The sequence below is a fragment of the Gordonia alkanivorans NBRC 16433 genome, assembly GCF_000225505.1.
GTDB lineage: Bacteria > Actinomycetota > Actinomycetes > Mycobacteriales > Mycobacteriaceae > Gordonia > Gordonia alkanivorans.
In genome coordinates this window covers 18,771-30,777 of record NZ_BACI01000079.1, presented here as the reverse complement: position 1 = coordinate 30,777, position 12,007 = coordinate 18,771, and the positions used below count along the sequence as shown (strand labels likewise).

Sequence of the window (12,007 nt, the reverse complement as noted above, 5' to 3'; positions counted from 1 at the left end):
TCAGATCGTGGCCCCCACGTCCTTGGCGACGATGTGGTCGAGCGCGCGTTCGGCCACCGCGGCGATGGTCATGGACGGGTTGCAGGCTGCGGTGGTGCCCGGCATGAGCGCACCGTCGAGGACGTAGAGACCGGGCTGCCCCTTGACCCGCCCCTCGAGGTCGCAGACCGTGCCCATGTTGGCGCCCCCGAGTGCATGCCACGTCGACGGGAAGAATGCGTTGGTGTCGGTGAGGATCGCGTCGGGCCCGGCGATCCTGCGGACCGCGCCGTCGATGTGTTTGGTCTGGATCTCCGAGTCGCCCTCGTGCGGCCACTTGATGATCGCGTCGCCGGCCCTCGAGTCGTAGGAGATGACTCCGCGTCCGGAACTGACACCGAAGCCCACCAGCATCGTGGTCCCGGCGTAGACCGGCATCGGGGGCAGAGACGCCTGGATGACGGTGAACGCACTCTTCGGGTTGCTCCAATTGGGACTGCCGTACACAACCGGACCGCCTTGCGCCGTGCCGAAATCGATGCTCGGGCTCGTCCACGTGTAGATGCGGTCGGCATTGGTCCCCCAGCCGCGGCCGAGGCCATCGGGCAGGTCGGTGATCGCGCCTGCCTCGCGGGCCCGCACGAGAAGCTTGGTGGTGTTGACACTGCCCGCCGCCATGATGAGCGTCTTGGTGACGATCTCTTTGTGCTCCAGCACCTTTCCGGTCTCATCGGTGCGTTCGACGTCGAGGGACCACTTGCCGTCCTTCCGCCTGCTGACCTGCCGGACGGTGTGCAGTGTCCGCACGGTCACGAGCCCGGTCGCCTCGGCCTGCTTGATGTAGGTGACGTCGACGCTGTGCTTGCCGCCGTTGTTCACGCCGATCGCGCCGTCACCGTTGGTGTAGGACGGCTTCATCTCACCGCGGAGCTCCGCCTCGGCGTATCCCCAGTCGATGGGCATCGGGATTTTCTGCAGCGGGAGTCCCTCGGCGCGAACCCGTTTGGCGAACTGACGCGGGGCCAGATACTGGGGTGACCGCACCACCGAGTCGGGTGCCACCGCGACCTTGAGCATCTCGGCGACCCGCGGATAGTGCACGCGGTTCATCAGCTGCCAGTCGAGAGCGTTGGGGAAGTGCTCGTTGAAGACCGCCTCGCTCGGCTGCAATGTCATGCCCTGATAGACCAGCGATCCGCCACCGAGTCCCGCCGGACACAACGCCGTCATGTTCTCGCCCGCAACCGATTCGAACAGTCCCACATAGGGTTCGACGCTCAGCGGTTTACCGAACAGATTCGGTGTGGACTCGTGCCACAGCATGCGTTTGTCGGGGCTCAACGCCCGCGGGAAGGTCTCCGAGTTCGGCCCGGTCGGCCATCGCTTCCCCCGCTCGAGCATCAGGACAGGCACACCGGCCTGCGCCAGGCGGAGTGCCGAGACACCTCCACCGAATCCGGAGCCGACCACCACCACCCGATGCTCCTCCCGGGTGCGCCGGACACGGCGCGTCGGCGCCGCCGACGCCGGGGTCCCGTTCGCGGACACAGCGATCGCGCCCGCTGCGCCGGCCGCGGTGACCGCCGCAGCCTTGAGGAAGGTTCGTCTCGTCGGTAACGCCCCGGACATGGATCTCCTGTCGTCGGTGCACGAGACGATCCCGCACACGCATGCACTGAGGAAGTCACGGCACTCTCGACCGCGATAGGGAGAAGATGACGTCTGCGAGATGCAGCCGCCCGAAGCAGAATTCGGCATGAACACAGTCCTGTCAAGGGCTACAACGGTTTTCGTCCCTCGTTCTGATCAGCTCGCCGCAAGGCTTGACAGATGCTGAGTCATATGACTGAATCGATGGCCAGCGGGTCAACACGACAGACCCACAGCCGACGATCGACCCGGGGTGGGTCTGTCGAGTAGGGCCGCGGATCCGGCGGGCTCTTCTGATGCGCCCCCTCGGTCATGGTGCGCTGAGGGGTGCACACCCTGACCGGGTCTCGTGTCCAACTTGCTGCCCGCGTTCGCTGTTAGGGTGGCCCGATTATTCGCGGCCGGGGGAGATGCATGTCAGATCACTTGCAGGACAAGACCATCATCATCACGGGAGCCGGTGGCGGATTCGGCAAGGCCATCGCCCAGAGGTGCGCCTCGCGTGGTGCCCATGTCGTCGGCGTGGACATCGACACCGACGGTCTGACCGCCGTTGTCGACGGCATCGTCGCCGCCGGCGGATCGGCGGTCGCGCAGGTCGCCGACGTGACCGACATGGCACAGATGCGGTCGGCCGCAACGCTCGCCGTCGAGAAGTTCGGGGCCATCGACGTCATCGTCAACAACGCCGGCGTCATGCCGTTGGCCTTCTTCGCCGATCACGAACGCGCCTGGGAGAAGTGGCACAAGGCCATCGACATCAACATCAAGGGCGTCGTGAACGGCATCTCCGCCGTCTACGACCAGATGATCGCGCAGGGCCGCCGGCAGGTCGTCAACATCGCGTCGATCTACGGCAACGGCGGCTTCGAGGGATCGGGTGTCTACAGCGCGACGAAGGCGGCGGTCACCATGCTGTCGGACTCGTTGCGGATCGAGGCGAAGGGCAAGATCAAGGTCACCACGGTCAAGCCCACCGGTGTCGCGGGCACCAATCTGGCGAGCTGGATCGTCAATGACCGCGCGATCCGCGGCATCGTCGGCCAGCGCGCGGCGTCGTACCGGGAGCACGTCGTCCAGATGCTCAAGGGCGAACTACCGCCCGAGCTGACCGACGCGGACTCGATCCGGTACTGGCTCATCACTCCCGAGGACCTGGCCGACGCCGTCGTCCACGTCATCGATCAGCCCTGGGGGATCAGCCTCTCTGACGTGACCGTGCGCGCGAGCGGCGAGGACTACCTGTACTGACCTCGCAATCAGCGGCGACGATGCTCCCCGCGGTACTTGCGGTGGTACTCGTCGTACAGATCGGAGTTCTTCTCCCGCTCGAGCCGGTTGATCAGGTCTGGGTTGAGTCCGTGCTGGGCCAGCCGATGACGGCGGTACACGCGGTTCAGCGCGATCGAGAAGAACAGGTAGGCGATGAGGATCGGAAACGTCATGATGACCCGCACACCCCAGTCCGCCGGGACGAACATCATCGGGCTCACGAGGATGATGCAGGGGATGGCCCACCGCACGACCATCCGCCACGAGGCCCCGGGTCCCGCGAGGTCGTTCTCGACCCAGGCGGTCATCGACTTCGGCAGGGGCGCCCAGTAGCAGTACTTGATGTACTCCCAGACGTTCGGGGTGGTGCGTTGTGTCGTGCTCACTCCTCGATCGTGCCCCATCGGGGAGGCCGACTCCAAGCAGGTTGACGCAGGCCACACTCCCGTCGACCGGGCCGCTCCCACGCGATCGCCCATAGACAGACCCCGATAATCGGGCAAATGGGCCATGGCTGCGTGTGCTCGACGGCTGTTCGGTCGGTAGTCTGACCGCGACTCGGCACGGCGTACCGGCGAAAGGACTCCCCGATCATGAGCTCGGACCCGACGGCTGCCGACCCCATCGGCCCCGACGCCATCGGCGGCCTGGAAGCCGAGCTCACCGATTTCTGGCGACGCGGCCGAATCCGGACGCGTCTGCGGGCCCGCGAGATCGACGGCCGTCTCGACCCGTCGTGCTATCCGCTCATCTCCGTGCTCGCCCGTCACAACTCGATGCCGATGTCCGACCTGGTCAGTGCGGTCGGGATGGAGAAGTCGACGGTCACGCGGCAGATCGACGCGGTCGTACGACTCGGGCTCGCCGAGCGGCACCCCGACCCGCGTGACGCACGGGCCCGCATGGTCACGCTGACCGATCATGGGCGCGAACGGGTCGACGCCGTTCTCGCGTCGGCGATCTCCGAGTGGCGAGCCCGTCTGGCCCAGTGGAACCCCGAGGACATCCGCACCCTCACACGCCTGCTCCACCGGCTCGGCGAGGCGACCAACGACCCGGTCGTCGACCCGGAGTCCTGACGCGCCGGGTCGGGCAGGCGGCACAATTCCCCACCGGGTTCCGGGCATCGGGAATAACCCGTTTAGTTGCGCGTTACACCTTTCGCGCCCTATAGTTGCAGCATTCAACTAAACGGGCGGCGGCCTATGCCGGACCCCCGTTTCCGCCAGCTGTTCCCGGCACCTGAGTCCACGAGGTCGACGAGCCCGTTTTTCGTCGATGTTCTGTGGTCGCCGCCATCCGGCTCCGTCCACACGGCGCACGCACGACCCCGGAGGAACCCCCGTATGACAACGTCCCCACCACAAGTGGAACCCGTCGACACACCGATGACCCACAAGCAGCGCATCAACGCGCTGATCGGCCTGCTGCTCGGCATGTTCGTCGCCCTGACCTCGGCCACGATCGTGTCCAACGCATTGCCGACGATCATCACCCAGCTACACGGCACCCAGGATCAGTACACCTGGGTCGTGACGGCGACCCTGCTCGCTTCCACGGCCGCCACCCCGATCTGGGGAAAGCTGTCCGACGTCTTCAGCAAGAAGCTCCTCGTCCAGCTGTCGCTCGGCGTGTTCACGATCGGCTCGATGCTCGCCGGTCTGTCGACCTCGGTCTCGATGCTGATCGGCTTCCGCGTGATCCAGGGCCTCGGCCTCGGCGGCATGCAGTCGCTGGTCATGATCGTCATCGCGTCGATGTTCAGCCCGCGTGAGCGCGGCCGCTACCAGGGCGCCATCGCCGGCGTCATGTCGATCGCAACCGTCGCCGGACCACTGATGGGCGGCGTCATCGTCGACACGAGCTGGCTCGGTTGGCGCTGGACGTTCTACGTGTGTGTCCCGCTGGCCGTCATCGCCATGATCGTCGTGCAGCGCACCCTCAACCTCCCGGTCGTCCGGCGCAAGGTCTACATCGACTACGCCGGAGCCCTGCTCATCTCGGCCGGCGTCAGTGTCATCCTGATCTGGGTCACCCTCGCCGGCAAGAACTTCGACTGGGTCTCGGGCGTGTCGTTCGGTCTCGTCGCACTCGGACTCGCCCTGCTCGCCGTCGCGATCTGGGTGGAGTCCAGGGCCAAGGACCCGATCATCCCGCTGCACCTGTTCAAGGAGCGCACGACCACCCTCGCGACCATCGCCAGCATCGCGGTCGGTGTGGCCCTGTTCGGCGGCGCGGTGTTCCTGGGCCAGTATTTCCAGATCGCCCGCGGCTACTCCCCCACCGCGGCCGGGTTGCTGACCCTCCCGATGGTCTTCGGCTCGGTGGTCTCGGCGACCCTCTCCGGGCGCCTCATCACCAAGTACGGCCGCTGGAAGAACTACCTGGTCGCCGGCTCGATCGTGATGGCGGTCGGCTTCGGCCTCCTCGCGACGATCGACGCCCACACCAACATGGCGGTCCTGAGCGGCTACCTGTTCGCGCTGGGACTCGGTATGGGCATGACGATGCAGAATCTGGTGCTCGCGGTGCAGAACACCGTGGAGCCGAAGAACCTCGGTGCGGCCACCTCGACCGTGACCTTCTTCCGCTCACTCGGTGGTGCAGCCGGCGTCTCGGTGCTCGGAGCGGTGCTGTCGAACCACGTCACCGACCTGATCGGTAAGGGCCTGCGCGCGATCGGCATCACCCAGTCCGGCTCCGGCGGTGCCGGCCTGTCCAACCTCAACGAACTGCCCGCACCCATCGCGGCGATCGTCCGCGGCGCGTACGGCGACGGCACAGCCCGGATCTTCCTGGTCTCGATGGCGATGGCGATCGTCGGCACGATCGCGGTCCTCTTCATCAAGGAGGTCGCTCTCAACACCCTGACCGGTGAGGAGCAGCGGCTCGCCGCGGAGGCGGCCGTGGAGACGGCCGACGAGGAGTTCGCCCAGGTCATCGCCGGCGAGACGTTCGACGGCACAGGGGTCGACGCCGACCTCGACCGGCGGGCGCTCGCCGACCCGGCGGTGAAACCGGTCGACCGCAGCTCATGACCCCCGCCCGCGACGGCGCACAACGCCGATCGTGACGCGGGACTCACAGATGGTCGGGTTGATCCCGATCGCGTTGACGAACCCGACAAGTGCAGGTGATCCTTGGCCGGTGAATTCGGACCAGTCGCCCTCCTCGGACTCAGCCCTGCTGCCGCTGGAGGGGATCACCGTCGTCGCCCTCGAGCAGGCCGTCGCCGCTCCCCTCGCCACCCGGCACCTCGCCGACCTGGGTGCACGGGTCATCAAGGTCGAGCGCGTGGGTGAAGGGGACTTCGCCCGGCAGTACGACTCGGCTGTACGCGGCGGCGCGGGTTCGCATTTCGTGTGGCTGAACCGCGGCAAGGAATCGGTCGAACTCGACCTCAAGAGCGAAGCCGGCCGCGACGCGATCAAGACGCTGATCGCCGGAGCCGACGTCTTCCTGCAGAACCTGGCTCCCGGCGCCGCGGCGCGCCTCGGACTCGGCGCCGACGTCCTGCGCGCCGACCATCCCGAACTGATCGTCGTCGACATGTCCGGCTACGGCGACGCCGGCCCGTTCCGCGACCGCAAGGCCTACGACATGCTCGTCCAGGCCGAGACCGGCCTGATCTCCGTGACCGGGACGCCCGAGGACATGACCAAGACCGGCATCCCGTCCTCCGACATCGCCGCCGGGATGTACGCCCTCACCTCGGTGCTGTCGGCGCTGTTCCGCCGCGCCACCACCGGCATCGGCGCACGGGTGGCCGTGTCGATGTTCGACTCCACGGTCGAGTGGATGGGTCACGCCATGTACATGCGGCTCTACGGCGGCAAACAGATCGCTCGCGTCGGCCTCGGCCACGCGGCGATCGTGCCGTACGACAAGTACCCCACCCAGGACGGCACCATCCTGATCGGGGTCCAGAACGACCGCGGGTGGGACACGCTGACCCGCGTCGTGCTCGATCGCCCGGATCTCGCCGAGGACCCCCGGTACAAGACCAACATCGATCGCGTCTCCCGTCGGGCGGAGGTCGACGCCGTCATCGCGGCGGAGACCAAACGGTTCACCACCGAGGAGCTCGACCGGCGCCTCGCCGACGCAGGTGTGCCGGCCGCCGAGATCCGCGATCTCGAGGCCGTGGTCGAGCATCCGCAGCTCGGCGAACGCGACCGCTGGCGCGACGTCGACACCGAGGTCGGACCGATCAAGGCGGTGCTGCCGCCGATGACGTTCGACGACGTCGAGCTCGCGATGGGACCGGTACCCGCCCTGGGCGAACACACCGACGCGGTGCTCCGCGAGTTCGGCATCGTCGCGGGCGAGCGGCCGTGACGGCGATCGGCTCAGCGTAGGATCGGCTGGGCGGACCTGCAGCCCTCGGGTCGCGCATTTTCTTGCACGGATACGACGACCTCTCGGAGGCGATATGTCCGACGATTCGCTCTACACAACCCGGGATTCGGGCGCGCCGGCCGGGAGTGACGAACACTCTCTGACCGTGGGCGCCGGAGGACCGATCGTCCTGCACGATCACTATCTGATCGAGCAGATGGCCCAGTTCAACCGCGAACGAATTCCCGAACGACAGCCACATGCCAAGGGCAGTGGCGCTTTCGGGACGTTCGAAACCACCGAGGACGTCTCGGCCTACACCAGCGCCGCACTGTTCCAGCCCGGCGTGAAGACCGAGATGGTGGCGCGGTTCTCGACGGTGGCCGGCGAACGCGGCAGCCCCGACACCTGGCGTGACCCACGCGGTTTCGCGCTGAAGTTCTACACGTCCGAGGGCATCTACGACATGGTCGGCAACAACACGCCGATCTTCTTCGTCAAGGACCCGATGAAGTTCCAGCACTTCATCCGCTCCCAGAAACGTCGGCAGGACAACAACCTTCGCGACCACGACATGCAGTGGGACTTCTGGACGCTGTCGCCCGAGTCCGCCCACCAGGTCACCTGGCTGATGGGCGACCGCGGCATCCCGAAGACGTGGCGTCACATGAACGGCTACAGCTCGCACACGTATCTGTGGGTCAACGCCGAAGGCGTGAAGCACTGGGTCAAATACCATTTCAAGTCCGACCAGGGCGTCGAGCACCTGACGCAGCACGAGGCCGATCAGATGGCCGCTGCCGACACCGATTTCCACACCCGGGACCTGTTCGAGAACATCGACGCCGGTAACCATCCGAGCTGGACGCTGAAGGTCCAGCTCATGCCGTTCGACGACGCGGTGGGCTACCGGTTCAACCCATTCGACCTGACCAAGGTGTGGCCGCACGGCGACTACCCGCTGATCGACGTCGGCAAGATGACGCTGCACACCAACCCGGTCGATCATCACACGCAGATCGAGCAGGTCGCCTTCGAGCCGAACAACGTCGTGCCCGGCATCGGCTTCAGCCCCGACCGGATGTTGTTGGGCCGCGTCTTCTCCTACGCCGACGCCCACCGGCACCGTCTCGGCGGCAACTACAAGCAGATCCCGGTCAACGCGCCCAAGAACGAGGTCCACTCGTACTCCAAGGACGGCGCGATGCGTATCCACAACGTCACCGACCCGGTCTACGCACCCAATTCCAAGGGAGGCCCGTCGGCGCTGTATCCCGGTCAGGGCGAACCACAGTGGGCGGCCAACGGCGAGATCCTGCGCAGCGCCTATGTCGATCATCCCGAGGACGACGACTGGGGCCAGGCGGGAACGCTGGTCCGCGAGGTGTTCGACGACGACGCGCGAGAGCGGTTCGTCGACAACGTCGTCGGCCATCTCCTCAACGGTGTCTCCGAACCCGTTCTGCAGCGCGCGTTCGAGTACTGGCACCGCGTCGATCCCGACATCGGTGCCCGCATCAAGTCGGGCGTGACCGAGAAGAAGGACGAGTCCGACCCGAAGTCGGATGACCAGGCCAACCCGGCCCGGTCGTCGATGCAGGAGAAGGCGAAGGCCGAGAAGGCGTAGAGAACCTCACTCCCAGATCTCAACTCGGCCGCCAGACTTCGATCGAAGTCTGGCGGCCGAGTTGAGTTCGTACGGTTCGAACCAGCAGGCACCCTCACCGGAGGAGTCCCCGACTAGGCTCGAACCCGTGACTGTGCGCGCAGGAATCGTGGTGACCGGAACCGAGGTACTGACCGGACGGATCGCCGACCAGAACGGCCCGTGGGTGTCCGAGCAACTACTCGCGGCCGGCGTCGACGTCGCCCACATCACGATCTGCGGGGATCGCCCTGCCGACCTCACCGCGCAGCTGCGATTCCTCGCCGACCAGCAGGTCGATCTCATCGTCACCAGTGGCGGTCTCGGTCCCACGGCCGACGACCTCACGGTGGCGACGGTCGCCGAGTTCTGCGGGCGCGACCTGCAGCTCGACCCGGCTCTCGAGGAGCACATCGCCGGCATCATCCGACGCTGGCGACCCGACACCGTCGACCTCGACGACGGCCCGACCCGCATCGGTATCCACAAGCAGGCCCGCGTTCCCGCCGGTGCCGTGGCGATACCGCCCACCGGCACGGCGCCGGGCGTCGCCATTCCCGCAGTCCCCGGTACGCAACCCTTGCCGGCGATCCTCGTCCTGCCCGGCCCGCCCGGTGAACTTCAGGCGATGTGGCCGGCCGCGATCGCCTCACCCGCCATCGCCGACGTGGTGTCCCGGGCAGACGACCTCACGCAGGAGACCATCCGGGCCTACGGTCTGCATGAGGCCGAGCTCGCCGAGACCCTGCGCCGTGCCGAGGAGACCATTCCCGGCTTCGCTGCCCTCGAGATCACCACCTGCCTGCGACGCGGGGAACTCGACATGGTCACCCGGTTCGCCGCCGCCGACACCGCCACCTACGGACAGCTGTTGGACTTTCTCACCGAACACCATGGGAGACAGATTTTCTCGACCGACGGATCGACGATCGAGGACCAGCTCATCGCGACCCTCGACGGTCGGCTGATCGCCACGGCGGAATCCTGCACCGGCGGGCTCGTCGCAGCTCGACTCACCGACCGTCCCGGCTCCTCCGCCTACGTCACGGGCGGCGTCGTGTCGTACTCCAACGACGCGAAGTCCGATCTCATCGACGTTCCCGCCGAACTCATCGCCTCACGCGGCGCGGTCAGCGAGGAGGTCGCCGCGGCGATGGCCGAGGGAGCCCTCCGCCATCTCAAGTCCGATGTCGCGGTGTCGACCACCGGAATCGCCGGTCCCGACGGCGGCACCGAGGCCAAGCCGGTCGGCACCGTCTGCTTCGGCGTCGCGATCAAGGGCCGCCCGACCCACACGATCACGCGGCGCTTCCCCGGTGACCGGGAACGGGTCCGCTCCCTCACCACCACCGCCGCGCTGCATCTGGTTGTCGCACAGCTGAAGCGAGACCGGGCCGCCGGCTGACCTCCGCTGATCGAGACCTACAGCGGCCCCGTCGGCAACTGCCGGCGGACGAGCTTGCCCGTGGGATTGCGCGGCAACTCGTCGACGAACACCACGTCGCGCGGCACCTTGTACCGGGCGAGATGCGCCTTCACATGCGCCTTGACGTCCTCGGGCGAAGGGTTGGCATGCGGAGCCGCAACGATGAAGGCGCGCAGCCGCTTTCCGAACTCGTCGTCGTCCACGCCGATCACCGCGACGTCGTCGATGTCGGGGTGTTCGCCGAGCAGGTTCTCCACCTCGAGCGGATAGACGTTCTCCCCGCCGGAGACGATCATGTCGTCGTCGCGGCCGTCGATGTGCAGCAGGCCGTGTTCGTCGAACCGCGCCATGTCGCCGGTGGACATGAAGCCGTCGATGACCTCCTTGTTGCGTCCGTCGGTGTACCCCTCGAAAGGAGCACCGTTGCGGACGAAGAGCCTTCCACGGACGTTGGTTCCGGAGATCCGTCGACCTTCGTCGTCGAACAGGGCGAGGCGGCTGGTGACCGGCGGCCGGCCGACCGTGCCCGGCGCGAGACGCAGTTCCTCGGGTTGCGCCACCGAGGCGACCGCCACCTCGGTCGACCCGTAGAGGTTGTAGAGGACGTCGCCGAACGTGTCCTGGACGGCCTCCGAAAGCGTCGGCGACAGAGCCGATCCCGCGATCACGATGATCCGCAGCGCGGACGTGTCGTACTTCTTGATGACGTCGGGTCCGAGAGCCACCATGCGGTGGAGCATGGTCGGTACCGCGACCAGCACCTCCGCTTTGTGTTCGGCCAGCGCGGCCAGCGTCTTCTCCGGATCGAACCGTCGCATCACGACGGCCTTGTTGCCCAGAGCCGCCCCCACACCCCAGAGCGCGAAGCCGGTGGAGTGGAAGATCGGCGAGACGATCACCATGGTCCCGCGTTGCGGGAACGGGATTCGGTCGAGCAGAAGGGCGCTCGAGAACGGGGACAACTTGGAGCGCTGAGCCCCCTTGGGCAGTCCCGTCGTGCCGCTCGTCAGGATCACGAGTCCGGCCCACTCATCCGGTTCCGCGGGTGTTGACGTGTCCCCGCCGGCGACGATGTCGTCGAGGGTGCGAACCCCTTCGGGGACCGGGCGCTCGCCATCGACCCAGGTCACGATCCGGAGAGTCTCGGGAGGTAGGGCGTCGGCGAGATCGCTGAACTCCTCGTCGTAGAGCATCGCGACGATCTTCTCGCGTTCGGCGACCTCGACGAACTGGGTCTTTCCGAATCCCGTGTTCATCATGGCCAGCCGCACACCGGCCTTGCCCGCGGCGCTCATCGTCGTCAGCAGACCTCGATGGTCGCGCGCGATCACGCCGATCACCGAGCCTCGCTCGACGCCGGAGGAGAGCAGATGGTTGGCCAACGCGTTCGCGTTCGCGTTCAGTTCACCGTAGGTCAGTTCACCGCGTTCGTCGGCGACCGCACCCGCTTCCGGGTACTCGTCCGCACCCTGCGCCACCACCGACGCGCAGGGCCCGATGATCTTCGCGCGCTTGACCGTGGTGAGGAGCTCTTTGGGTCGCGTGGGGTCCAGCAGACCCGAACGCTTGAGCACCTTGAAGGCGCCGACGGCGTCCTGCACCTGTTCGACGGCGGTTCCGACTGCGCCGGTCACCGAGACCATGTCCACTCACCTTTCGCGGCCGGAGCCGCTAGTCCGCGCCCACGGGGTCGGCTC

Annotated in this window: 9 protein-coding genes; 6 read left to right on the top strand and 3 right to left on the bottom strand. The window is 66.9% G+C overall.

Annotated elements, in window-relative coordinates:
- Positions 1–1,608 carry a GMC oxidoreductase gene (locus GOALK_RS14720; protein ID WP_006359622.1) on the bottom strand — a complete coding sequence of 536 codons (1,608 nt, stop codon included), beginning with the start codon at positions 1,606–1,608 and terminating at the stop codon, positions 1–3.
- A gap of 435 nt (positions 1,609–2,043) precedes the next feature.
- On the opposite strand from GOALK_RS14720, the gene GOALK_RS14715 reads away from it, so the two are divergent.
- Entirely contained in the window at positions 2,044–2,880 is an 837-nt protein-coding gene (locus GOALK_RS14715) for an SDR family oxidoreductase (protein WP_006359621.1), read from the top strand.
- An 8-nt stretch (positions 2,881–2,888) separates the two neighbouring features.
- Here the strand turns inward: GOALK_RS14715 and GOALK_RS14710 are convergent, their stop codons facing one another.
- A complete protein-coding gene (locus GOALK_RS14710; protein ID WP_042375989.1) occupies positions 2,889–3,305 on the bottom strand; it encodes a DUF5313 domain-containing protein in 417 nt (138 codons plus the stop codon).
- A gap of 189 nt (positions 3,306–3,494) precedes the next feature.
- On the opposite strand from GOALK_RS14710, the gene GOALK_RS14705 reads away from it, so the two are divergent.
- From GOALK_RS14705 to GOALK_RS14685, 5 genes are all read left to right on the top strand, one after another.
- A complete protein-coding gene (locus GOALK_RS14705; protein WP_006359619.1) occupies positions 3,495–3,980 on the top strand; it encodes a MarR family winged helix-turn-helix transcriptional regulator in 486 nt (161 codons plus the stop codon).
- Between the two features lie 267 nt (positions 3,981–4,247).
- Positions 4,248–5,939: an MDR family MFS transporter gene (locus GOALK_RS14700; protein ID WP_035753659.1), complete on the top strand. Its 1,692-nt coding sequence runs from the start codon at positions 4,248–4,250 to the stop codon at positions 5,937–5,939.
- Positions 5,940–6,048: 109 nt separating this feature from the next.
- A complete protein-coding gene (locus tag GOALK_RS14695; protein ID WP_006359617.1) occupies positions 6,049–7,239 on the top strand; it encodes a CaiB/BaiF CoA transferase family protein in 1,191 nt (396 codons plus the stop codon).
- Between the two features lie 94 nt (positions 7,240–7,333).
- Positions 7,334–8,866 (top strand): catalase, encoded by a 1,533-nt coding sequence (locus GOALK_RS14690; protein WP_006359616.1) that lies wholly within the window; start codon positions 7,334–7,336, stop codon positions 8,864–8,866.
- Positions 8,867–8,993: 127 nt separating this feature from the next.
- Positions 8,994–10,289 (top strand): competence/damage-inducible protein A, encoded by a 1,296-nt coding sequence (locus tag GOALK_RS14685; protein ID WP_035753656.1) that lies wholly within the window; start codon positions 8,994–8,996, stop codon positions 10,287–10,289.
- A gap of 17 nt (positions 10,290–10,306) precedes the next feature.
- Here GOALK_RS14685 and GOALK_RS14680 read toward each other — a convergent pair whose 3' ends face one another.
- Positions 10,307–11,953: an acyl-CoA synthetase gene (locus GOALK_RS14680; protein ID WP_040004231.1), complete on the bottom strand. Its 1,647-nt coding sequence runs from the start codon at positions 11,951–11,953 to the stop codon at positions 10,307–10,309.
- Between the last annotated feature and the right edge of the window lie 54 nt (positions 11,954–12,007).